General features: G+C 56.8%; 20 protein-coding genes and 1 pseudogene. 11 read left to right on the forward strand and 10 right to left on the reverse strand.

The features are described 5' to 3' along the window. Positions 1–51: 51 nt before the first annotated feature. Both GSD1FS_RS09605 and GSD1FS_RS01425 read right to left on the reverse strand, forming a co-directional pair. Positions 52–1440, reverse strand: a complete 1389-nt coding sequence (locus GSD1FS_RS09605; protein WP_246165686.1) for an LCP family protein — start codon at positions 1438–1440, stop codon at positions 52–54. 103 nt (positions 1441–1543) lie between these two features. Further along, positions 1544–3025 carry an LCP family protein gene (locus GSD1FS_RS01425; protein ID WP_155588047.1) on the reverse strand — a complete coding sequence of 494 codons (1482 nt, stop codon included), beginning with the start codon at positions 3023–3025 and terminating at the stop codon, positions 1544–1546. Positions 3026–3224: 199 nt separating this feature from the next. Here GSD1FS_RS01425 and GSD1FS_RS01430 point away from each other — a divergent pair, with 199 nt between their 5' ends. Next, positions 3225–6323 (forward strand): glycosyltransferase family 2 protein, encoded by a 3099-nt coding sequence (locus GSD1FS_RS01430; protein WP_155588048.1) that lies wholly within the window; start codon positions 3225–3227, stop codon positions 6321–6323. After that, a complete protein-coding gene (locus GSD1FS_RS01435) occupies positions 6320–7870 on the forward strand; it encodes a DUF5719 family protein (RefSeq protein WP_155588049.1) in 1551 nt (516 codons plus the stop codon). The genes GSD1FS_RS01430 and GSD1FS_RS01435 overlap by 4 nt, the downstream gene beginning before the upstream one ends. Here GSD1FS_RS01435 and GSD1FS_RS01440 read toward each other — a convergent pair whose 3' ends face one another. Next, positions 7871–8299, reverse strand: a complete 429-nt coding sequence (locus GSD1FS_RS01440) for a metallopeptidase family protein (RefSeq protein ID WP_155588050.1) — start codon at positions 8297–8299, stop codon at positions 7871–7873. 74 nt (positions 8300–8373) lie between these two features. Between GSD1FS_RS01440 and GSD1FS_RS01445 the strand changes: the two genes are divergently transcribed. Both GSD1FS_RS01445 and GSD1FS_RS01450 read left to right on the forward strand, forming a co-directional pair. Continuing rightward, entirely contained in the window at positions 8374–9198 is an 825-nt protein-coding gene (locus tag GSD1FS_RS01445) for an HAD-IIB family hydrolase (RefSeq protein ID WP_155588051.1), read from the forward strand. Positions 9199–9235: 37 nt separating this feature from the next. Further along, positions 9236–9955, forward strand: coding sequence for a ComF family protein (locus tag GSD1FS_RS01450; RefSeq protein WP_246165687.1), 720 nt, complete (start codon positions 9236–9238; stop codon positions 9953–9955). 18 nt (positions 9956–9973) lie between these two features. Here GSD1FS_RS01450 and GSD1FS_RS10345 read toward each other — a convergent pair whose 3' ends face one another. The 4 genes from GSD1FS_RS10345 to glgB form a co-directional block, all read right to left on the reverse strand. Continuing rightward, the gene (locus GSD1FS_RS10345) at positions 9974–10297 is read right to left on the reverse strand and encodes a sensor histidine kinase (RefSeq protein WP_425481764.1); all 324 of its coding nucleotides are present in this window, start codon (positions 10295–10297) and stop codon (positions 9974–9976) included. Positions 10298–10336: 39 nt separating this feature from the next. Then, positions 10337–10993 carry a sensor histidine kinase gene (locus GSD1FS_RS10350; protein WP_425481766.1) on the reverse strand — a complete coding sequence of 219 codons (657 nt, stop codon included), beginning with the start codon at positions 10991–10993 and terminating at the stop codon, positions 10337–10339. Positions 10994–11090: 97 nt separating this feature from the next. Further along, positions 11091–11810 carry a response regulator transcription factor gene (locus tag GSD1FS_RS01460; protein ID WP_155588052.1) on the reverse strand — a complete coding sequence of 240 codons (720 nt, stop codon included), beginning with the start codon at positions 11808–11810 and terminating at the stop codon, positions 11091–11093. A gap of 24 nt (positions 11811–11834) precedes the next feature. Beyond that, positions 11835–14087: a 1,4-alpha-glucan branching protein GlgB gene (gene glgB, locus GSD1FS_RS01465; protein WP_155588053.1), complete on the reverse strand. Its 2253-nt coding sequence runs from the start codon at positions 14085–14087 to the stop codon at positions 11835–11837. A gap of 136 nt (positions 14088–14223) precedes the next feature. Between glgB and GSD1FS_RS01470 the strand changes: the two are divergent. Further along, positions 14224–14819, forward strand: a pseudogene (locus GSD1FS_RS01470) (CarD family transcriptional regulator). A gap of 20 nt (positions 14820–14839) precedes the next feature. Next, positions 14840–15316 carry a 2-C-methyl-D-erythritol 2,4-cyclodiphosphate synthase gene (gene ispF / locus GSD1FS_RS01475; RefSeq protein WP_343030169.1) on the forward strand — a complete coding sequence of 159 codons (477 nt, stop codon included), beginning with the start codon at positions 14840–14842 and terminating at the stop codon, positions 15314–15316. A gap of 38 nt (positions 15317–15354) precedes the next feature. On the opposite strand, the gene GSD1FS_RS01480 is transcribed toward ispF, so the two are convergent. The 3 genes from GSD1FS_RS01480 to GSD1FS_RS01490 all read right to left on the reverse strand — a co-directional run bounded on the left by GSD1FS_RS01480 (position 15355) and on the right by GSD1FS_RS01490 (position 18305). After that, complete coding sequence (locus tag GSD1FS_RS01480) at positions 15355–16152, reverse strand: metal ABC transporter permease (RefSeq protein ID WP_155588223.1); 798 nt, start codon at positions 16150–16152, stop codon at positions 15355–15357. 44 nt (positions 16153–16196) lie between these two features. Next, positions 16197–17111 carry an ABC transporter ATP-binding protein gene (locus GSD1FS_RS01485; RefSeq protein ID WP_155588054.1) on the reverse strand — a complete coding sequence of 305 codons (915 nt, stop codon included), beginning with the start codon at positions 17109–17111 and terminating at the stop codon, positions 16197–16199. Between the two features lie 126 nt (positions 17112–17237). Then, positions 17238–18305 (reverse strand): metal ABC transporter solute-binding protein, Zn/Mn family, encoded by a 1068-nt coding sequence (locus GSD1FS_RS01490; protein WP_246165688.1) that lies wholly within the window; start codon positions 18303–18305, stop codon positions 17238–17240. A 103-nt stretch (positions 18306–18408) separates the two neighbouring features. Between GSD1FS_RS01490 and GSD1FS_RS01495 the strand changes: the two genes are divergently transcribed. The 5 genes from GSD1FS_RS01495 (at position 18409) to uvrB (ending at position 24496) form a co-directional block, all read left to right on the forward strand. Next, positions 18409–19287, forward strand: a complete 879-nt coding sequence (locus GSD1FS_RS01495) for a bifunctional methylenetetrahydrofolate dehydrogenase/methenyltetrahydrofolate cyclohydrolase (RefSeq protein WP_155588055.1) — start codon at positions 18409–18411, stop codon at positions 19285–19287. A 194-nt stretch (positions 19288–19481) separates the two neighbouring features. After that, positions 19482–20963 (forward strand): 30S ribosomal protein S1, encoded by a 1482-nt coding sequence (gene rpsA / locus GSD1FS_RS01500; protein ID WP_155588056.1) that lies wholly within the window; start codon positions 19482–19484, stop codon positions 20961–20963. Between the two features lie 268 nt (positions 20964–21231). Continuing rightward, positions 21232–21747: an NAD(P)H-dependent oxidoreductase gene (locus GSD1FS_RS01505; RefSeq protein ID WP_155588057.1), complete on the forward strand. Its 516-nt coding sequence runs from the start codon at positions 21232–21234 to the stop codon at positions 21745–21747. A gap of 9 nt (positions 21748–21756) precedes the next feature. Then, on the forward strand, positions 21757–22383 hold the full coding sequence (gene coaE, locus GSD1FS_RS01510) for a dephospho-CoA kinase (protein ID WP_155588058.1): 627 nt from the start codon (positions 21757–21759) through the stop codon (positions 22381–22383). Position 22384: 1 nt separating this feature from the next. Beyond that, the gene (uvrB, locus tag GSD1FS_RS01515) at positions 22385–24496 is read left to right on the forward strand and encodes an excinuclease ABC subunit UvrB (RefSeq protein ID WP_155588059.1); all 2112 of its coding nucleotides are present in this window, start codon (positions 22385–22387) and stop codon (positions 24494–24496) included. The last annotated feature ends 17 nt before the right edge of the window (positions 24497–24513 follow it).

A 24513-nucleotide genomic window follows, 5' to 3' on the forward strand; every position in this document is an offset into this window, starting at 1 on the left:
GTCAAGCCGAACCGATGAATGTGGATAACTCGTTCGAAAGCGCAGATGGGACTATTGCTGTTCCGACGTGGAACCGACCTGCCCGGCAGCATGGTCGCCCTCGCGCAGCTGCTTGAACAGTTCGAGATTACGTTGGTCATCAAGCAGCACGCTGGAGCCGACGCCATCGACGTAATACCCCGGATCAGACCAATACAGGCTTCCTGTTATACCGTTGGAACCGGAAGCGTCGCGGAACGCGAGCAGCATCTGCAGCATTGTCCATGGCGTTGAACGTTCGTCGACCGTCAGCGAGCCCAGAGCCGCTTCACCGGTTTTCTTGAGTTTGCCGAAGTTCATCAGCGTGCTGCGTGATGTCGCCTTCGATGCGATGGCGCCGATCACCTGACGTTGCCTGTCGGAACGCCCGAAGTCGGAGCGGGGATCCGAATACCTCATGCGGGAGAATGCGAGCGCTGTAGTGCCGTTAACCACATGGCAGCCGGCCTTCCATTGCAGGCCTGATTTCTCGTCGTCGACATCCTGGTCGTAGCACAGTTCGATGCCGCCGAGAGCGTCGACCACTTTGGTGAGCCCGCCGAATGTGAGCTTGGCGACGTGATCGATATGCTGACCGGTGATCGATTCGACTTGTTTCACCAGTTCTTTCTTCCCGAACTGTTGCATGACGGCATTGATTTTGAGCATCTCATCGCCCACCTGCACCAGCGAATCGCGTGGCACCGATATCAGAGAACTCGGGCCATGCTTCGGCTTGGTGAGGATGAGAATGGTATCGGTTCGTTCTCCTGGCGTGTCATCAAGCGCTCCGGTGGTACCGTCACGCTCATCCGAGCCGAGGATCAGCCATGAGGTTCCAGCGGTGTCGGAGGCGCCAGACAGCCATTCCTCTTTGTGGAGATTTGAGTTGACCCAGTTGTAGGTGCTGATAAGGCCGAACCCGAGCACCAATGCGAGCACGACAATGATGGTGAGAATAATATTGCGCACGCGGTGCTTGCTGTGCGCGCGCGTGGCGCCGCTGGACGGTTTGCCTGTGTGCCCGAAATTGTGCGCAGAAGGTGTGCTGTTGTGCGGTTTGGGGGAGCGGACGCTGGATGAGGATGCCTGTGAGTTGCGTGTGCTTCGCGACGCCGGTGCGAAACTCTGAGGAGCGGGCTGCGAGTCAGATCGTTGCCGTTCGGTATGTGCTCCGGAATGCGGGGCGAAGGAAGCTGGCATACTTTCGCCTTGATTGCGTTGCGAGGCTGTGTTAGTGTGCCCGGATGTGCGCGCAGGCTGGCTATGCTGCGATGTGCGTGACGTGGAACGATGCGGCGAAAAACTTGGAGGAGCCGGAGTCGATGGCCGCGCGGACGATTGCCCACTGTTGGCATGAGCCTTGCCCGGTTTGAAACTCGGTGGAAGCTGATTTCCTTGGTCGTCGTTGTTCGTCGACATGATGTTCCTCGTAGATAAGAACCGTGTTGTTCAATGCGTGCTGAATACGAAAGTGAGCAGGCTGTTCCCGTCAACTCACGTGACGGGAACAGCCTGCATGACCTTAGTCTTTGGAGACTTTGCAGATCGTGTTGTTGAGGTAACGGTACGATATGCCAACGTACTGGTTGGTGTTCGGATCCTTGATCGAACCGTCTTCCGGATCAACCACGCCGCCGGTCTCAGGATCGGTCAGCGTGCCATCGGAATGCACCAAGAGTCCTGTGGCTGCATCGAGCTTGGCTTCATCTTTCTGCTCGCTCTGACCGGAGGTGTCTGCGCCTTCAGTGCTTTCCGTGCTCTGCGATGGTGTTTCTGTAGCCTCTTCACTGGCTTCGGCACTAGGCGAAGCGGATTCGGTGGAAGTCTGCTCCTTGAGCAGGTCGTCCTTCGACGAATCCTTGTTTGTATCGTCGGTTTCCTCTTCCGAACCATAGAGGGGCTTTGATTCCTTGAACTTCGCCCATACCTCTTTTGCGGCGTCGGTCCACACCACGCGGTTCGGATCTTCAGGTGCGGCCTGAACCGGAACCGTTTGAGAATAGACATGATCCACTTTGAGGTTGCGTAGGCTCACGGCCAGACCCATCAGCGCGTTGGTGTCTGCCATGCCCTCACTGAAGCTCAATGATTGCAATGCATTCTTCACCAATTGATACAACTGGCTGGTCTGTGTGAACAGGTTCTTCGAAATGGCGACCTGCAGCACCGATTTGATGAGATACTGTTGACGCGTGGTGCGCATGATGTCGGAGCCGTCGGTGTCGTTGCCATGGCGACGACGTGCATAGTTGGTGGCTTCAGTGCCATTGAGATGATGCATGCCCTTGGTGAAATGCATGTTGGTGTTCTCATCATCGACATCGCTGGGGAAGCACAGGTCGACGCCGCCGATGGCGTCGATCATCTTGCTCAGACCGTTGAAATCGACGACGATGAAGTTCTTGATGTCGAGTCCGGTCAGCGCGTTCACCGCGCTGACGGTGCAGCTTGCAGCGGAGGAGAGATCTCCGCCTACCGAATACGCGTTCGCGAAGATGGAGTTGAATTGCACTCCATATTGAGCTGGAATGGTATCCTTCGACGTCTTGCATGCAGGAACATCGACGAGCGAGTCGCGTGGTATCGACACGAGATTCACATATTTCCTGCTCGCGCCAATCTGCACGACCATCGTTGTGTCGGCATTGTGTAAGCCGACTTCAGTGGATCCGTCACCGGAGACGCTGCCATTGCCGTCCCCGTCACGCGTATCTTGCCCGATGAGCACGAAGTTGATGGGTTTGCCTGAATTCGGATCGAGATAGGCATCTTCTTTCGAGAGCAAAGATCCGACCTTGTTCTCTTGCACAATGCTATTGATATTCAGCCACGTGGCAGCGGCAACGGCACCTGCGAACACGAGGGCGCCAACAACGATCATCGAAATGATTTTCACAACACGGTAGCGGGCATTTCGATATTGAACCCCGCTGTGTTTCGGTCGTTCGCTGATCGGCCCGCCGATAGTGACCGTGCGGTTTCTGTCATCGGTATGTGAAGCCAAAGCTCATACCTTTCTGTGTCGTCATCACTGCAAGACAACTGCCATGTCGCAGCTGCGCGCATGCCGTTTCCTTCTGCTTCGGCACGCAAACTCTTTCAGATTATAAGGTATTCACCTGAGAAAAGACGCTTTTAAGTAAGATCTTCACCTATTTCACGTCAGAAAAGCCGAATAGACCCTCTTGCGTACACTGGAGCGTATGAGACTTTCCGGCGACAGCGAGATCCAGCAGCTGATCAGTGACACACTGGCCGAACGACCGTATTCGCATGACCAATCCGTGCGCGATGACGTGACCGCCGTGATCACCGTGGAGAACGACATGCGTTTCTTCGCGGAGACGTTCGCCGCAGTGCTCCGGCAGAGCGTATTGCCCTCGACCATCGTCATTGCGGACTGCTCAGGGCAGACGTTGCAATCCGTACAGACCAGCTTCAACGTCATCCCCACCCGTGGCGACGCATTGCACCGCATGCCGCAGGAGCACACGATCCGCGTGCAGATCCTCAAAGTCGCCCAAGCGAAATCGTTCGGGGATGCAGTCACCAAGGTGCTGCGCAACGCCCAGATCGACACGTCGACGAAAACGCTGTGGGTATTGCACGACGATTCACGACCGGCAGACACAACCTGCTTGGAGCGGCTGCTCGACGCATGGACCAACGCCCCCACCGCGGCGCTCATCGGATGCAAGCAACTCGACTGGGATGCCGTGCGGTTGCATGATGTCGGCAAATATGCGAACAAGCACGCAGTGGTGTCACTCGTCGTAGACGGGGAACCGGATCAGGAGCAATACGATTCGCGCAACGATGTGTTCGCCGTATCGCTGGCGGGTGCGCTCATCCCGGTCAACACATTGCACAGTGTGCGAGGCATCAACCCCTGGTTTACGACATACGGTGAGTCCGAAGACCTGTGCAGGCGATTGTGCAGGGCGGGCAAACGCGTGGTCGTCGTACCGTCGGCGCGCATCGCGCATCGCCGTGCACGTTACGAGGGCGTGCGTACGCATGACGGGCATCCATCGGCAGAGGGCCGTGTCATAGACACATCGATGACACAACTCAACGTCAAGCAGAAGTATTCATACACCGACGTCAACGCAGGCTGGTGGCCGCTATTGTGGGTCGCCAGCATCTTCACCTGCCTCGCGAAATCCATACGGCTCCTGTTCCGCAAACAGCCATACCGTGCATGGTGCATGCTCTGCATGCCTTGGATCGCGTTGTTCAACATTCCGGGGGCTTTCGGCGCACGACACCGCTTGTCGGCCGTACGCTCGGTATCAAGGTCGCAACTGTCGAACCTGATCGCCGACCGTGATCAGATGAGAACATGGCATGCGCGTCTGAAAGCGTTTGAATCCGAACAGGGGGGCTTGGTTCTCGACCCGCTCGCGCAAGCGCATCTGCACAGGCGGCTCATACGGCGTTGGGTGCTGGCATTGATCGCGGCGTTCGCCGCATTCCTGTGCGTCATGGTCATCTATTGGCCGCTGTTCGGTCGCGCATTCGGCGGCGACTCACTCTACTCCAGTCAGCTGCTCGCTACGGATGCCACGTTCAAGCAGCTGGTTCAGGCCGCCACCACCACATGGAACTTCGGTGCGGGAACAGGCATGCCCGTTCCGCCTTCGCCATGGCTTCTGGTGCTGATGGTTGCGAGCATCTTCACCGGAGGGCACGTCGCCGCTGCCTTGGCATTGATCTTCTTCCTGTCGGCACCGGCCTGTGTGCTGAGCTTCTGGGCTCTCGCCGGTGTTGTGACGCGTTCCGACGAGATCCGCGTATTCAGCGGCTTGATGTGGTTCGCCCTCGCTTTGGCATTGGGACTGTATTCCAGCGCGAATCTGCCGATGCTCACGGTCATGGTGTTCTTGCCGGCGGCATTCGCGTTCTGCTTCAAGGCAGTGGGCATGTATCGCACCGAGCAGCCTGTGAATCCAAGGGCTTCGGTGCAGTCTGCCGCGGCTGCGGCGCTGCTGTTCATTCCGACGGTTGCAGCAGAGCCGCAATTGTTGCTTGCCCTGATCGTGATCTTCGTGGCCTTCCTTGTGTTCGTGCGAGACCACAGGGCGATGCTCGTACTGATCCCGTTCCCAGCGGCATTTGCCATGGCGCCGACATTGGTGAACTCTGTGAGGTATGCGAGCAATGGAATGATGAGGCAACTGTTCGGCGACATCATGGTTCCCGTGCAATCGGTGAACGGTTCGCCGAAGGTGCTCAATCTCACCGAACTCGTATGGCGTGCGTTCAACATCTCGGCACCCACGCAATTCTCCAATTGGTTCAGCGTCAGTGGTTTGACCGATATGCTGCTGTTCATAGCCGTGTGTGTCATCACGGTTCTGGCTTTTCTGGCGTTGCTGCGCCCATCGGTGTTCCGCGCCAGCAGGATCCTATGGATGATCTCCATCAGCGGATTGTTGCTGTCCATCGTTTCCGCCGCCATGGTCATCGCAGTCGAACCCTATGGCTTGGCCTCCGGATCTGTGCTGCCGGGCGTCGTCTTGGCGCTATGCGGCATGTTGGCGAATATCGCGGTTCTTTCAGGATCCGCCACAAAACGTTTCGCCCGTTTGAATGTCGAGCGGCAATCACGGTCTGTGGTGCGAGTCATCGGTCGCGCATCGGTGGCGATTGTGCTGGCCGTGCTGTCATGCGCCGGCATCTTCTATGGGTACCAGATCGCGTATCGCGATGGAATCGGTGCACGGGATTATGGTCTGCCGCAGGTTGCACAGGAATACCTCAGAGGCGGTGAGAATCGGCGCGTGCTCGCTTTGGCGGCAACCGGCTCCGATACGGTTGCATATTCGGTTATGCGTACGGGTAGCGGTGATTTGATTGACTCGTCTGCCGCACAGCGTGCACGTGAGGCGAGCGAAGGATTCAGCGAAACCAGCGACCAGACCAAGATCGCGCACGCGAGTGCGCAGCTGCTGGCCCAGAACGACGATGATGCCATCAGGCAGCTTTCCGACCTCGGTTTCGGTGGCATCTATGTCGTCACGGATTCCGCTGCGAACACCAGCAGCAAGGCCAGTGCTCAACTATTGGCCAATATCACTTCGTGTGCGGGTACGCAATCCGTTGTCAGCAATGATCAGGGAACATACTACCGATTCACATTGAATCCGGCGAACGAGCAGCATATCGACGCGTCGAAAGCACAGGAGCAGAGCCGTAATCCTTGGCGTATCGCCTGGCTGTGGTGCCTTGGCATAGTCGTGGTGCTGTATTGCATCGTTGCCATCCCGAGAACGCATACGAACAATCAGGAGGAAGCATGAGCAAGCGGTTGGAATCTTCGCATTCGCGACGCCATTCACCGGTCACGAAAGCGCTCATGACCACGATTTCCGCCGGGGTGGTTGCTGCGGTGCTGGTCGGTTTGGCTTTCATTCCAGGTAAGAATCTCCCTGCAGATCACGCAGATACGGCCAATGCATCTGTGACGCAGGAAGTGAGTCCGAAGGTCATCGACCAGTATTGCCCGGCGCAAATGGGTCTTGCGGACACAGGTACGTACGGTGATGAGGAATTCCAGGCCAGTGTTGGAGACCTGACTTCAAGTGCCAGATACGGCGCGTTCGGGGCGATATTCCATGCACAGGTTTCGGCTATGGGGGATTCTTCGAAGAACACGGTGCTGCAAGGCCAGCAAGAAAATGATGATGATGCCACTGCATCCAATGATTCGGTTGTGCTCGCCTCACAAGATGGCGTTCAGCAGCCACAGGTCTTTGAGACTCGTCTGCTCGGCGCCCAAACGGGAACCGGCGCAAGCGGAGCCATTGCTTCCTGGGCCACCAACGGCGACATCGCAGGCGTGTCGGCTGCTTCATGCGTCAGCACAAGCCTGCAGCAGGATTTTCTCGTCTCAAGCACCAAGCAGGGAACGACGCAACAGTTGCTGATCGCCAATCCCACCGATAAATCCACGACTGTGGAACTCACGATGAATGGCACCGACGGGTCGATCACCATGGCTACACAAAGCACTCTTGTAGTCGGTGCGAACGAACAGATATCGGTCGATCTCGCAGCGGCTGCATCGAACCAGAACGCCGTGTATGTACGCGTTCGTTCTCAGGGCTCGCCAGTGGCTGCCGTGGTCCGCACCATTCAGATGGATGGTTTGAACGCCGACGGCAACGATTTCGTGATGCCTCTCGAATCGGCTGCATCAACGCAGGTGATCAATCTGGGGGAGCAGCACAACAACGTCACATTGCGAGTGTTCGGCTCTCAATCCGGTTCGCTGAATCTGTCGTGGATCACAAAATCTGGCGTGAAAAGCGAAGGCAAGCACGCGGTCGAGGCAAACAAAGTGAACACGCTGTCGCTGAAATCGATCCCATCCGGCGCATTGGCATTGCTTGTGGAAAGCGATGTCGATGTCAAAGCGAATGCGAGCATAGACTCCACGAATAAGGATTCTCACGATTTTGCGGTCGTCAACACCACCCATGCCTACGCGCAATCTGCTCTGACCATTCCAGCGAACATGGACGCGCAACTCGTGGTGACCAATGCCTCATCGAAATCGATCACGGTGACATTCACCGCATACGATGAACACGGTGGGCAACTCGCGGTAAAAACAATTGACCTGGACGGTGACTCGGCACGGACACTGAAGCCTTCCGATATCGCGAAGAACGCCGTTGCCATCACCACAGACTATGCGGACAGCAATCTGGTGTGGGGAGCGTTCCTGACGAACAGCAAAGTCAGTGACGCCAACGTGGCCGGCATCGCCTATATCGGTGCGAACTCGTTGCGCGTTGCCGAACAGACGGTGTATGCAGTGCACGACGCAACCATCGTGCACTGATCACATGCCCCAATCAGGGTCGATCTCTTCCGGACGCCTGCCATACAGCTCGGCAATGCGCAATACGAGCTCATCACGAATGGCGAACTGCAGGTCGGCGCGCGAACGGGCATGACTCTGCAACGGCATCCTATAGAGCACTACGCGCGCGGGAATACCATGCGATGCGGGGAATGCCTGCGAGGTGAGACGCGGATTCGCCTCCCAAGGTGCAGGCGACGACGGCGGCACATCTTCCACGGCGAATTGCAACGGTGCGAGAAGTTGCGGCCACGCTGCGTTCAAACGACGGATCTGCGCAATGGCCATGTCGTCGAACATGCCGCTTCGTGTGTGGTAATGCGGTAATCTTGTGCCGAACGGGGGAGTGCGAATACCGCGTCCATGACGGTTCCTGTAGACTTTCTCTTCCCAAGGTGCGCGAATCATGCTTCCCACTCTAAAACATTGCTGGGTCTTTGCGCTACGATTACTAGCTATTGACTAACGATGGAGGAGTGAATATGAGCGAGCACGTCAAGATCGTGATGGCCGATCAAGTTGATATCGCCCAACTATGCGCACGCATGAAGGTGATGGCTTTCGACTTGGATGGCACGCTGGCGCGGTCGAAAAAGCCGATGCATGAGCCGATGGCGCAGGCATTGTCTGCGTTGACTCGGCTGCTTCCGGTGGCGATTATTTCAGGTGGCACGATCGACTTGGTGCGCTCCCAGGTCACCGATATGCTCACCGCCGACGCGAATCGTGCCAACATGCATCTGATGCCCACGTCGGGAACACGATACTACAACTGGAATAGTGCGGACGGCATGTGGCAGGAGATCTACGAGCATAATCTCAGCGAGACAGATCGCGCCACGGTCATCGCCTCCTTGGAAAAGCATGCACGTGAACTCGGCATTTGGGAAAGCAAGACTTGGGGGCCGCGCATTGAAGACCGCGGCAGTCAGATCACATTCTCCGCGCTGGGGCAGCAGGCACCGGTCGAAGCCAAGGAACAGTGGGACCCTGACAATGTGAAGAAGAACAAGCTTGCGGAAGCCGTTCAGCGTGATGTGCCGCATCTGGAAGTACGTTCAGGCGGTTCGACGAGCGTTGATATTTCGAACAAGGGCGTCGACAAGGCGTATGCGGTGAAAGAACTTGCTTCGATGCTGGGCGTGGAGGTTTCGCAGATCGCATTCGTCGGGGATCGCATGGATCCCGACGGCAATGATTATCCGGCCGCCCGTGCGGGAACGTTCGCCATTCGCGTCACCGGACCGCAAGACACGCTTGTACTGTGCGAACGCATCATCGAATGGTATGGTGCGCACATGCAATAATTCAAACTATTGCTTGTGTGAACGAGAGGGGGCTGCGATGGGGCGGTTCGCGCAGTTGATCAAGCAGATCGCGCGGGAATGCGTCAATCTGCTGTTCCCACGCGGGTGCTCCGGCTGCGACGCTCCCGATGAGGTGCTGTGTGAACGATGCTCAAATAGACTGCGGTTATGCGTGCCGTTCACATTGCAGCACAGTACGTCGCACACTGGCTTCGCCTGTGCGTTCTACACGGGTACTGTCAGGCAGATGGTGCTCAATTGGAAGGATCACGGCGACGAGGAGTGCGATGTGCCGATCTCACAAGCACTGTGCCGTTTGACGGATCACGTGTTTGCACATAATGCTGAATTATTGCGGAGCATGAACCGAGCGGAGACTATTGTGCTGGTACCTGCGCCGTCATCTTCCAAATCCGTGCGAAGACGCGGCAGAAGTCAAGTGAAACCGTTAGGTCGTGCGCTGTGCCGGCATTGGAGTTCGCTCGGATGGCAGGTGCATTGCCTGCCATTGCTGCGAGTATGTTCCAGCGCGAAATCCGTGCAGACGTCAGGGGCGCGGCAGCGTGCGCGACGTGCCAGCCAGTCAATCATTCTCAATACGCGAGTCAGCAGTGCAATGCAGAGCGCCACGGTGATTTTGCTCGATGACATCGTGACCACTGGTGCGACGATCAACCAATGCGCCAAAGTGCTTGACGAACATGGTTTCACGGTGCTGTGCGCGTTCGCCGTGGCCTGCACTCCCACACGGGAATAATTAGATATTACTGTTCAGTCACTCAGCTGATTCAAGTTGCTGCATATCGTCGTGATCGAGGTGCGGATGCATGGGAAGCACGATCTCAAAATTGACTCCGCGCGCATCGTCGACCACGTGAATGGATCCGCCGTGCAGTGTCGCCGCCCATTTTGCGATCGACAAGCCAAGGCCGGTGCCGCCGGATTCCGAACCGCGTGTGGTGATGCCCTTGACGAAACGCTGGAAGATCTTCTGACGCACGTCTTTGGGGATCTGCGAACCGGAGTTGATGATATTCGTGATCACATGTTCGCCGCTATGGTCAACATGCGCTTCCACAACCACATCTGCGCCGTCCAACGAATGCTTGAGAGCATTGGCGATGATGTTCGTGAACAGTTACCGCAAGCGATCGACGTCACCTTCCATCACAATGTCATCTGGCACATGTGTTTTAATGGCATGTTTTCTGCCATTGTCGGTGAACGTGAGCGGGGCGATCGTCTCGTCGATGAGATCGGCGAAATTGAATTGCTCGATATCAAGGCTCGATGAGCCGGCCTCTATTCGCGATAGATCGAGCAGGAACGAGATGAGATCGGTGAGCCTATGCGTCTGCGCAAGAATATTCTCCATATTCTGCTCATTGGGTTCCACGATGCCATCGGCCATATTCTCCACCATGGCCTGCAACGCTGAAACGGGAGTGCGAAGCTCGTGGGCAACGTTGGCGATCATGTCACGGCGAAGTTGATCCTCGTGTTGCAATTCAGCGGCCATTTCGTTGAACGCGTGCGCGAGCTGCCCTACTTCGTCGTGCTTGTTTTCAAAGTCTGGAACACGTGCCGAATAGTCACCATCGGCAAGTTTCTCGGCGACATCTCTCATCTGGCCAAGCGGGTCGGTAAGGTGCCTTGAAGTGGCATAGGTGAAGATCAATATGACGATGATTGTGATCGGCAACGCCAGCCAGTCGTTGATCTTCGTCTTCGAGAAAATCCAAGCCAATACGAATGCGGAGACAGTGGCCACGACGATCAGCAGACTGATCTCCACCTTGAGGGACGAGAAAAGCGGGAGAGGCGCCGCTTGGCATCTCTACGATGCTGCGAGCGCCTCATCCTGCGGTTATATGCTTCGTCGGTCATAGAGCTCAGTGTTCCGGTGGTTCGAAGGCATATCCAACGCCATGCACAGTGCGGATCGTCGCAGGTCCGAGCTTGTGACGCAGGGCTTTGACATGCGAATCGACGGTGCGTGTGCCGGAGGCATCGACCCAATCCCACACTTCTTCGAGCAGTTGCTCACGAGTCAGCACGGAGCGCGGCTGGCGGGCGAGCGTGGTGAGCAGGTCGAACTCGGTTGGAGTCAGATGCACTTCCTTGCCGTCGAGGATCACATGGCGTTTCGCCGGATCGATGACGAGCGAGCCGAAATCGAGAATGCGTTCGTTCTCGCTCTTATGGGCGATGACCTTGGCGCGATCCACACGACGCAATAGCGCGCGGACACGCGCGACAAGCTCGCGCATCGAGAACGGCTTGGTCATGTAGTCGTCGGCCCCCGCGCCGAGGCCGATCACGATATCGGCCTCGTCATCTCGCGCGGTGAGCATCAGAACCGGAATCGGGTGTTGCGCTTCGATCCGCTTGGTCGCTTCAACGCCGTCCATCACCGGCAGCATCAGATCCATGATGATCAAATCCGGATGCAGTTTGTCAGCGGCCTTGACAGCCGTGGCACCGTCAGATGCGATGCGTGCAATCCATCCCTCATTGGTCAGTCGTTGAGCTATGGCCGTTGCCAGTGTGGGTTCGTCTTCCACGACGAGAATCGTGTGTCGTTCTTCGTCGTTGTTCGAAGGAGCAGACATGCGAACGCCCTCTTCCTGTTGGTTCTATTTGTTGTCTGGTTCCAAGAATACGACACCGAGCGCCGGCACGGTTATCTTCGTAGAATAATCGCGCGAGTGGTATGGTTCGGAATTCGCCACGATATCAGTATTGTGAATATCCGATCCGCCGTACTTCTTGTCGTCAGTGGTCAGCACTTCCTTCCAGCGGCCTCCGCTTGGCAAAGCGACCTGATAGTCCTGCCATGCCGTGCCGGAGAAGTTGACGACCACAACCATTTCTTCGCCGTTCTTGCCGATGCGCACGAAACTCAACGTGTTGTGGTCGGCGTCATCGCTGGTGAGCCACTGGAAGCCGTCCTGCGTGAAATCTTGGCTCCACAGAGCCGGAGAGTTCACGTAGAGCTTATTGAGGTCGGCCACAAGCTGCTGCACGCCACGGTGATCCGGCCAGTCGAGGCAGTTCCAGTCGAGCTGGTTGTTGTAGTCCCATTCGCCATACTGGGCGAGTTCGTTGCCCATAAACGTGAGGTTCTTGCCCGGATGCGCCCACTGGTAGGCGAACAGGGCACGCACGCCGGCATAGCGCTGCCAATCGTCGCCCGGCATCTTGCCGAACAGCGAGCCCTTGCCATACACGACTTCGTCGTGGCTGATGGGCAGCACATAATGCTCGGAATATGCGTAGACCATCGAGAATGTGATCTCGTTGTGGTGCCACTTGCGGTTGATCGGTTGTTCATGCAGGTACTGCAATGTGTCGTGCATCCAACCCATGTTCCATTTGAGACCGTAGCCCAAGCCACCTTGATCTGTCGGCGCGGTGACGCCCGGATACGCAGTGGACTCCTCGGCGATCATCATGATGCCAGGATTGTTCTTGTATGCGGTGGCGTTGGCTTCCTTGATGAAGTCGATAGCCTCGAGGTTCTCTCGGCCGCCGAACTTGTTCGGGTGCCATTGCCCTGGTTCACGGCTGTAGTCGAGGTAGAGCATCGAGGAAACGGCGTCGACGCGCAGGCCGTCGACGTGGTATTCGTCAAGCCAGAAGCAGGCGTCCGCCACGAGGAAGTTGCGCACTTCACGACGGCCGAAGTTGAAGATGTAGGTGCCCCAATCCGGGTGCTCGCCACGGGTCGGATCCGGATCCTCATACAGCGGCGTGCCGTCGAAGCGCCCGAGTGCGAACGCATCCTTCGGGAAGTGCGCAGGAACCCAGTCCATGATGATGCCGATGCCGGCATTGTGGAACTTGTCGACCAAGTACTTGAAATCATCTGGGCCGCCCAAGCGGGAATCGACGCTATAGTAGCCGGTGACCTGATAGCCCCAGCTACCTGCATATGGGTATTCCTCGAGAGGCATGAACTCCACATGCGTGAAGCCCATCTTCTGCACGTACGGCACAAGCTTGTCGGCGAGCTCGCGATAGTTGTGCACGTCATTGCGCCAGCTGTTCGCATGCACCTCATAGATGGCGACAGGTCCCTGATGCGGATCGGTCTTTGCGCGCTTGGTCATCCAAGCATCGTCATCCCAGTCGAACTTGGACTCGACGACGATGGAGCCGGTGCGCGGTGGAATCTCATGGGAGCGTTCCATCGGGTCGGCCTTCATCTCCCATTGGTTGAAAGCGTTGAGGATCTGATACTTGTAGATCTCGCCCGCTTCAACGCCTGGAATGAAGATCTCCCAGACGCCGGAGGAGCCGAGTTCGCGCATCGAGTGGCAGATGCCGTTCCAGTTGTTGAAATCGCCCACCACGCGCACCGAATGAGCGTTTGGAGCCCAGACGGTGAATGCGGTGCCGACAACCTGCTGGCCCTTGGTTCCGTCGATGCCGCCCATGGCGTCATCGTAACGCTTGACACGTGCGCCCATGGCTTCCCACAAGCGTTCGTGACGGCCCTCGCCGAACAGGTAGAGATCCATTTCTCCGACGGTGGGCAGGTAGCGGTATGGGTCGTCTTCGGTGACGACGGTGCCATCCTGCTGCGTGGTGCGAATGCGGTAGTCCGGCACGCCATAACCGTCTTTGGTTTGTACTGCCGGAACGACGGCGACGAAAACGCCGTTGTGTTCTTCGACTGCTTGGACCTGCGCATCGGGGGTGACGATGACGACATCTTTGGCGTCAGGACGAAGCACTCGAACGGTGGCGGTGTCACTGAATTCTCCAGTACCCAGATGGGCTCCGAGAATTTCGTGGGGATTATAGAAACGTCCCTCGCTGACGGTGTCGAGCTGGTCGGGATCCACCGCAACGATGGCCTGTGTGTTGAACTGATTAGTTTTCATATGTAGAGGATAAGCATGAAACCGCGCAGGTGTGCGCGTGTCTTTGCAAAAAGCGACGATTTTTTACGTAAATGCTTGCAAGTCCACGCTTTCGGGCATACTTATACGGGTTTTATATTGTTCTCACGGAGGATTCATGGGATACAAAGTCGGCGATATGGTCGTATATCCGCGTCATGGTGCTGCTCGAGTTGAGGAGATCTCGCAAAGAACCGTCAAAGGCGTCACTCGTGAATACCTGAAGCTTTCCGTGCTTTCCTCCGACGATCTTGAGATTTTCGTACCTGTCGACAATCTCAAGAAAGTCGGTGTTCGCGACATCGTCGATGGCGACGAAGTAGACAAAGTGTTCGAGATTCTACGTACGCCCATCGTGGAAAAGAGATGAACTGGTCTCGCCGCTACAAGCTGAACGTCGAGAAGATCGCCACTGGAGACGTCAATAACATCGCTGAAGTGGTACGCGATCTGTCGCAGCGCGATGTCGACGAGCATGGTCTGTCTGCAGGCGAGAAGCGCATGCTCACCAAGGCACGTAGCGTACTCACTTCGGAGATCGCGCTTTCGGAGCACATCAGCGAAGATGAAACGCAGCGCCTGCTCGATGTCAATCTCGGGTATCGCGATCCGGAGCCAGGCGATGAAAAGCATCACACGCAAGCCCCTGAAGAGCCTGCCAGCGAGACCCTTGCCCGGCTTGAATCGGAAAACAAGAAGTCCAAGAAGAAGTAGGCGGCAGCGTGAGTCCGCACATTCGCAACGGTTTGGGATTCGACGCGCATCGTTTCGCAGATGAGAGCGATCCCAAGCCGCTTTTTCTTGCCCTGTTAAACTGGGACGGCAATGGCATCGAGGGGGATTCGGACGGCGATGTCGTCGCCCATGCATTGATCGACGCCATGCTTTCGGCATGCTCCCTTGGAGACATCGGCACGATGTTCGGTGTGGGGAAGAACTCGAGGGGTGCCGGCATGCATGGTGATCAGATGCTGCGTGAAACGGTGAACCGTGTGAGGGGAGAAGGGTTCCAACTGCTCAGTGCAAGCGTGAGCGTTATCGGCAATCGACCGAAAATCGGGTCACGCCGTGACGAGGCCATGCGTGCGTTGTCGATGGCATGCGGTTGCCCGGTGTCGTTGACGGCGACCACAACCGACGGTATGGGTTTCACCGGGCGTGGTGAAGGCATCGCCGCCATCGCCACGGTTCTCGTGCAATCCGAGCAATAGGCCATCACAGGTCTGAAAATGACGCAACGCATCGCGATCTATGCGCGGTGGTTCTTCTTTCGTGCTGCTTCGATTCCTTTGGCGATGCCCCAGAACAATGTTGACAATGCCACGATAACGAAGCTCGGCGGTGCGGGGAACATCGTCGAGATCACCAGACCACCCCAAATGCTCACCAAGCACAGGAGCGTTGCCACAACGATCGCCTTGAACGGGGAATTGGTGACGATCATCGCCGTTGCGGCGGGAGTGACGACCAATGCGAAGATCAGCAGCGTGCCGATCGCGGGGACGGCGATCGTGATGACACCGGCGAGAACGGTCATGAACAGCAGATTCATGAAGCCCACCGGCACGCCTTTTGCCTGCGCCACCTGTTCATCGAGCGAGCTGAACAACATCGGGCGATACACGATCGCCATGACGATGAGCAGCAGCACGTCGAAGATCGCGAATCCGACGATCTGCGAAGGCGTGATAGTCAGAATCGAGCCGAACAGAATGGCTTGAAGCTGTTGCGATGCGGAACTCGACATGCGTGCGAAATACAGACCGAGACCTGTTGCGAACGCCAGAACCGTTCCCGTGGCTATTTCGCGTTCGCTTGCTCGTTTGCCAAGGGCTGCGATCACCCATGCTCCGCCCACGGCGAACACTCCGAGTCCCAGCGCGACAGGCAGACCCAGAAGCACCGCGCCGGTAGCCCCTGGGAGTCCGATATGCGCGAGCGCGTGTGATGCGAATGCGGAGTTTCTTGCAATCGTGAAATATCCGATGACGCCGGCGGCCAAAGCGATGCACAGTCCGGCGAGAAAAGCGTTCCTCATGAACGGCATCGTCAGCGTCTGCGTCCACAGCGGATCATATGAGAAAAATGCGTTCACTGGTGTTCCCCTCTCTGCGCGTCACCTTCGCGCAAATCGTCTGATGATTGTGGCGAATGGGTGTGATGGTGGAATTGCGCGACGTCGCTGGAGGAGTGCATGTCGGGATTCGTGTCGATGGTGTCGGCGTTCGGTGTGACGAACATGTCTCCCTGTGGCGTGGTGATCACTTGCACTTGTGTGCCATACAGGTGCGTGAGCAGATGGGAGTCGAGCACCTCGTCGAGGCGTGCATAGTGTGGGTGCCCGTCAAGCAGATAGACGGCGCCGGTGAGAATCGGCAGCAACATGTTCAGATCATGGGCCACGACCTGAATCGTCATGTTCAGCTCCTTGTTGAGCTTGGCGAGAATATGCACGGTTGTGCGTTGGCTTGCGAGATCCAGGTTCGCCAGCGGCTCGTCGAGCATCAGCAGCTGCGGGTCGCTCACCAAAGCCTGGGCTATGGCGACTCGTTGGCGCAGTCCTCCCGAGAGTTCGGAAAGACGATATGACGCTTTATCGTCAATTCCCACGAATTGCATGGCTTCATGAGCTTTGGCGCGCTCTTTCTTCGAGACGATGTGGAAGCCGAAGCGTGTGCCGGTCAGCCCGAGCAGCACTGATTGCTCGGCGGTCAATGATGAGTCGATGTCGGAAGTGTAGCTCTGCGGAACATACCCGATGCGGTCGTTCATCGCGCCGGCCGGTTTGCCAAGTACCGTCAACGTGCCCTGAGAGAGGGGGAGAAGACCGAGCTCCGCTTTCATCAACGTCGTTTTACCGGCTCCGTTGGTGCCGACGATAGCGGTGACGCTGCCCGTTGGAATAGAGAAAGTTCCGTTGCTCCAAATGGTGTGACCACCGCGCTGGATGGCGATGTCATGACCGACTATGCAGGATTCCTCCTGCAATGACCCCGAAGATGTCATGGCTGCTCCTCGACAACTGCTGACAAGGTGTAGATATTCATCTGATATGCGTTACCAGTGTTTCAATCAGTATTGACAATCATTCTCAATAAGCAGTCAGCTTGACTGTATCGCAAAGTTCACTTTTTATTGAGCGCAAGAAAGCCAAAGCGCAATGGTTATATTGCGGTTAATGCGGTTACTTCGATCGTTCCGAACCGCTTGTAGAACTCGATGCTGATGGGCTTGGGCTGGCAGTGCCGGATTCCTCTTGCGTCGACTCCTCTTCTTCGACTTGCGAGATGATCGTGTCACCCAGTGATTCGATCCAGTCGAGGAGTGTTTTTGGTCTTTCGGCATCGTTTCGGTGACGGTGACGACGGGAATCTTCTTCTCTTTGGCATCCTTGGTCAGAGTGTCATCGGCATCTGTTTTGGCCTGTGAGTCGCATATGAGCAGCTTCGTCTGCCCGTCTGTGATCACCTTTTCGAATTCCTTGGTGTCGGCAGACGTCAGCTCATCGCCGCCCGTCACGGCCTGTGCGAAATTCTTGGGCGTCACATCGGTGAATCCAAGATCACTCATCAAATAATATGCGACGTCTTCCGTCGCGGCATACGTGGGGTTCTTGAGTTCTTTGCTGCGTTCGCTCAGTGTGCTTTCAAGTTCTTTTTCGTTCGTTTGCCATTGCTTCAGATTCTTCTCGAAATAGCTTTTGCTAGAAGGCTGGAGCCGGCTGAACACTTCGGTCAGCTCTTTGGCGACGGCTTGACGGGCGTCTTTCGAGAACCACAGATGGGGATTGTCTCCCTCCATCGCGCCCACTGTGTCGGCCACCGACACGAGGGTGGTGTCTTCGGACTGGCCTTTGTCGGCCCAGGAGTCGTAGCCGGCGCCGTTCGACACCAACACCTGCGCTTTGCGCATCGTAGACACTTGTTTGCTGGTAGGGGCGAAATTATGCGTATCGGCGGTGGACGACGACATGATCGAGGTGACGCTCACCTTGTCTTTGCCGATGCTGTTGGCCAGCGAACCCCATTGATTGAGTGTGGCGACAACCGTTATCTTCTCGCTGGCTTGCGTTGTGCTGGTCGAAGGCTGCGGCTGGCTGGTTTGTTCGGAAGCCCACCCGCAGGCGCTGGAACCCAGAAGCGTCGCAATGCAGGCCAACAGTGCAACGATGGCGCGACGGCCGTTCTTACGATTACGCATGTTCGTTCCTTTATGTGGTTAGTGCCTTGCTCTTTTTCGCCGTGTTCTGCAACAATGGGGCAACGTCAGACCCATATGTGTAACGGCGGGAAGGCTCTTCTAGATGGCAATCATACTCGATGGCAAACAAGTTGCCGCACGGATCAAAAACGACATCGCGACGCGTGTCGCTTCGCTGAAAGAACAAGGTGCAACCGTTGGCTTGGGAACCGTGCTCGTCGGCGAAGACCCAGGGTCGGTGAAATATGTGGAAGGCAAGCATAGGGATTGCACCCAGGTGGGTATCGCCTCCATACGCAGACAGCTGCCGGAAACCGCAAGCACGCAAGACGTGCTGCAGGTCGTCAGGGAGCTCAACGAAGACCCCGCATGCACCGGCTACATCGTGCAGTTGCCGCTTCCCGCCCACATCGATTCGAATGCCGTCATCGATGCCATCGACCCCGCGAAAGATGCCGATGGCATGCACCCGTTCAATCTCGGTGAACTGGTACTGCACGTTCGCGGTCAGATCGCGACGCCATTGCCCTGCACTCCACGAGGCGTGCTCGCATTGCTTGACGCCTATGGCATCGATCTGAACGGCAAAGACGTGTGCGTCCTGGGTCGAGGCATCACAATAGGCCGTACCATCGGGCTCATGCTCACCCGAAACGAGGTGAACGCCACCGTCACGTTGTGCCATACGGGCACTCGAAACATCGAGGAATATATACGCCGTGCAGATGTTGTTATCTCTGCGGTCGGCAAAGCCGCCTTCGTGCGAGCCGATCAGGTGAAGCCTGATGCGGTTCTCGTGGACGTGGGCGTGTCTCGCGTCTACGACGAGCAGGCGGGAAGAATGCGCATAGCGGGCGACATCGATCATGCCGCTTACGAAGTTGCCGGTGCCTATTCACCGAATCCCGGGGGAGTGGGGCCGATGACCCGAGCCATGCTGCTGCTCAACGTCGTTGAGCAGGCCGAACGCATGTGTCGATGACACCATGCCCGCATCTGTGTGTCTTTCCTCACAGGAAGGCGACACGCCGGAGAACTTCCTTTTCTTGGGCAGTGCTTCGCCTACAATTGAACGTGCATGTGTTCGGAGGGTTTCGATCGTTTCGAAGCCACCTGCACCTGCATATAACTGAATATCGATTTTATCCACCCAACTATTTGTAAGAAACCACATTAATGGCAGAGAACAATACAGAAGTCGAAAAGGTCGCCATCAACGATATCGGCACCGTCGACGACTTCATCAAGGCAGTCGATTCCACCATCAAGAACTTCGATGATGGTGATCTGGTCGAAGGTACCGTCGTCAAGGTCGATCACGACGAAGTCCTTCTTGACATCGGCTACAAAACCGAAGGTGTAATTCCTTCCCGCGAACTTTCCATCAAGAAAGATGTCGATCCGGATGACGTCGTCAAGGTCGGCGACACCATCGAAGCCCTTGTCGTCACCAAGGAAGACAAGGAAGGTCGTCTCATTCTGTCGAAGAAGCGTGCACAGTACGAGCGCGCTTGGGGCGACATCGAGAAGATCAAGGAAAACGACGGCGTCGTCGAAGGCACCGTCATCGAAGCTGTCAAGGGCGGCTTGATCGTCGACATCGGCCTGCGTGGCTTCCTGCCGGCTTCCCTCGTCGAAATGCGTCGCGTCCGCGATCTCTCCCCATACATTGGTCAGAAGATCAAGGCCAAGGTGCTCGAGCTCGACAAGAACCGCAACAACGTGGTGCTTTCCCGCCGCCAGTACCTCGAAGAGACCCAGTCCGAAGTTCGCGAGACCTTCCTCTCGCAGCTCAAGAAGGGCCAGATTCGCGAAGGCGTCGTCTCGTCCATCGTCAACTTCGGCGCATTCGTCGATCTTGGTGGCGTTGACGGCCTGATCCACGTTTCCGAGCTTTCCTGGAAGCACATCGATCACCCGTCCGAGGTTGTCAAGGTTGGTGACAAGGTCACCGTCGAGGTGCTCGACGTCGATCTCGATCGCGAACGCATCTCCCTGTCGCTCAAGGCGACCCAGGAAGATCCGTGGCAGCGCTTCGCTCGTACGCACGTTCCTGGCCAGATCGTCCGTGGCAAGGTCACGAAGATCGTCCAGTTCGGTGTGTTCATCTCCGTCGAAGACGGCATCGAGGGCCTGGTCCACATCTCCGAGCTCGCCAACCGTCACGTTGAGAATCCGGAAACCGTTGTCAAGCCAGGCGAAGAGGTCTTCGTCAAGGTGATCGACGTCGATCTCGATCGTCGTCGCATCTCCCTGTCGCTCAAGCAGGCCAACGATTCCGTCGACCCGAACTCCGAAGACTTCGATCCAGCACTCTACGGCATGCCGGCAGAGTACGACGAAGACGGCAACTACAAGTATCCGGAAGGCTTCGATCCGAACACGAACGAATGGATTCCTGGCTACGAGAAGCAGCGTGAGGAATGGGAAGCTCAGTACGCTTCCGCTCACGGTCTGTGGGAGCTGCACAAGGAGTTCGTGCGCAAGGAGCTCGAGAACGCCGAAGCTTCCGCCGCGGAAGACGGCCAGTCGGCTCCGAAGGAAGAGAAGGTCGAAGAGACTTCGAACTACTCCTCCGACAACGAGTCCAATGGCACTCTCGCCGATTCCGATCAGCTCGCCGCTCTTCGCGAGCAGCTGCTGAGCGAGAAGAAGTGAGTTCATCGAACGGCTCGTGACTATACCTGACGTATAGCGAAGCGGGTGGGGTTCCGATGCGAAAGCGTCGGAACCCCACCCGCTTTTTACTCAGATAAGATCACGGGCAGCGCACTTATGCAACAATGTTCCATGCGGACGTCTGCTATGAGTTTGGCTCATGCCATAACACTCTGTTCAATCAACGATCTGTAGACTACGATTCACGATTACGGTTATGGCGATATCAATGCGTAGCCGTTCACAGCGATGACTAGCAAGGAGAATCATGACAAACACATTGGTGCTCGCATTCCACCCGCATCTGCATGACGGCTCGCGAGTCAATAACAAACTTGCGCAAACCGCCGCCTCGATCGATGGAGTCACCGTCCGCGACGAATATGCGTTGTACCCGGATGGCCATATCGATGTTGAAGCGGAACAGCGCGCATGCGAAGCAGCTGATCTCATCGTCTGGCAAAGCCCGATGTTCTGGTACAGCACCCCGCCGCTGCTCAAGGCATGGGAAGACCAGGTGCTCGCATACGGGTGGGCATATGGTGGAGGGCATGCACTCGAGGGTAAGCGTCTGATGGTGGCCATCAGCGCGGGTGCGGATGCACACACATACATGCCAGACGGGCCGTTCCCATTCGAACAACTGCTGACCCCGCAACGTGCCACCGCATGGCGCATCGGTATGCAGTGGGTCGAGCCCCTTGCTATCGGTGGCGCCATGAAGCTCAGCGATGCTGAGTTGGATGCCGTCGCGCGAACCTACGCGCAGCGTCTGCAAGCCTAGGGGTACGGTATGCGCATCGGATTGACTGGCGGCATCGCCGCCGGCAAAAGCTCCGTCTCCGGTCGTATGGCCGAAGACGGAGCCGATGTGATCGATTACGACGAACTGGCTCACCGTTTGCAGGAGCCGGGATCTGCGGCAATCCCGCAATTGACGGTCTCCTTCGGCGACGATATTCTCGACGAACACGGTGCGGTGAACCGTGCCGTTCTCGCGGAACGCGTCTTCGGGAGCGATGCGGCACCTGGCAATGTGCAGCGACTCAACGCCATCATGCATCCACTCGTGTACCAGTTGGCACGTCGGCGTGAACAGGAAATACAGCATGACGGGCGTGCACATCACATCATCGTGCATGACATTCCACTATTGGCTGAGGTGTTCGAAGACCTGCCCTTCCGATTCGACCACGTGGTGACGGTTGAAGCCCCGTGCGCCTTGCGCATTCGGCGCATGGTCGATACGCGCGGTATGAGCGAAGCACAGGCTCGAGCCAGAATCGCCAGCCAAACGGATGACCACTGGCGCGAAGCGATCAGTGATGTTATTATCGATGGCAGCAAACCAATAGAACAGATGTTCGAAGACGTTGATTCTCTGATGCAACGCTGGTGGAGAGACGTGAACGAGGAGTGACATGGGATTCGAGATTGAGCGCATCAACAAACCGTTTGTGGTCAAATCGCCATACAAACCATCCGGCGATCAGCCGAAGGCCATCGAAGAATTGGCCACGCGTATTGAAAACGGTGAAAACGACGTCGTGCTGATGGGTGCCACCGGCACCGGCAAGACGGCGACGACCGCATGGCTCATCGAACGGTTGCAAAGGCCGACGCTCATCATCGAGCCCAACAAAACGCTGGCGGCGCAGCTTTGCGCGGAATTTCGCGAACTCATGCCCGACAATGCCGTGAGCTATTTCGTCTCCTATTACGACTACTACCAGCCTGAAGCATACATTCCGCAAACCGACACCTACATCGAAAAAGACTCCAACATCAACGATGACGTTGAACGTCTGCGCCATGCGGCAACGGCAAATCTGTTGACGCGACGCGACTGCGTCGTGGTCGCAACGGTGTCGTGCATCTACGGCTTGGGCACTCCCGAGGAATATGCAGGACGCATGCTGTTCCTGCATGAGGGCGACCAGATCGACAGAGACGACCTGCTGCGCACATTCGTCGATATGCAATACAAACGCAACGACATCGCCTTCACGCGAGGCACATTCCGCGTACGCGGAGACACAGTGGAGATCATTCCGGTCTATGAAGAACTCGCCATTCGCATAGAGTTCTTCGGAGACGAAATCGATCGAATCACCACATTGCACCCACTCACCGGTGACGTGATCGATCATGTCAGCGATGTGCACATCTTCCCGGCATCGCACTATGTGGCGGGGCCGGAACGCATGGAACGCGCGCTGAAATCCATTCAGGAGGAACTCGACGAACGCGTTGCGGAACTGCGCAAACAGGGCAAGGAGCTGGAAGCGCAGCGTTTGAGCATGCGCACCACCTATGATCTGGAGATGCTTTCGCAGGTTGGCGTCTGCTCCGGCATCGAGAATTACTCGAGGCATTTTGACGGTCGTGCGCCGGGCACCCCGCCTCACACATTGCTCGACTTCTTCCCCGACGATTTCCTGCTCGTCATCGACGAATCCCACGTGACCGTTCCACAGATCGGGGCGATGTACGAGGGTGATGCGAGCCGCAAGCGCACACTCGTCGAACATGGATTCCGTCTGCCCTCGGCGATGGATAACCGCCCACTCAAATGGCCTGAATTCCTCGATCGAGTAGGGCAGACCGTGTATTTGTCGGCAACCCCTGGCGACTACGAGCTCGGGCTCTCCGACGGCGTGGTCGAACAGATCATTCGCCCGACCGGACTGCTCGACCCGAAGATCGAAGTGCGCCCTGTGGAGGGCCAGATCGACGATCTGCTCGCTGAGATCAAGGATCGCGTCGCCAAGAAGGAACGCACGCTGGTGACGACGATGACCAAGAAGATGGCGGAAGATCTGACGGACTATCTGCTTGAACGTGGCATCAAGGTCGAGTACCTGCATTCCGACGTCGACACATTGCGCCGAGTGGAACTGCTCCGAGAACTGCGTGAAGGGAAAATCGACGTCATTGTCGGCATCAACCTGTTGCGTGAGGGTCTTGATCTGCCGGAGGTCTCGCTTGTGGCGATCCTCGACGCAGACAAGGAAGGCTTCCTGCGCTCATACCGGTCGCTCATCCAGACGATCGGACGTGCCGCGCGTAACGTCTCCGGCACCGTCATCATGTATGCCGACGAGATGACCGATTCGATGACGAAGGCGATCGACGAAACGAACCGCCGTCGTGAGATTCAAATCGCCTACAACAAAGAGCATCACATCGATCCGAAGCCATTGATCAAGAAGATCAGTGACGTCAACGACATGCTCGCCAAAGAGGACGTCGACACGCAGGAACTGCTGGAAGGCGGATACCGCAATGCGGGCAAGGCCGGCAACACGCATCTCGGCGTTCCGACACTCGACAAAGAAGAGGCTGATAAACGGCATGAAGAGATTCTCAAAGCAGGTCTGCCGGCGCAGGACCTTGCGGATCTCATTCGCCAACTCTCCGACCAGATGCACACGGCCGCCGAGCAGCTTCAGTTCGAACTCGCGGCGCGGTTGCGCGACGAGATTCGCGATCTCAAGAAGGAACTGCGTGCGCTGACGGAAGCGCAGAAGTAGCCTGCACATCATTCGCA

This window comes from Bifidobacterium canis (assembly GCF_009727065.1).
GTDB classification, from domain to species: Bacteria; Actinomycetota; Actinomycetes; order Actinomycetales; family Bifidobacteriaceae; genus Bifidobacterium; species Bifidobacterium canis.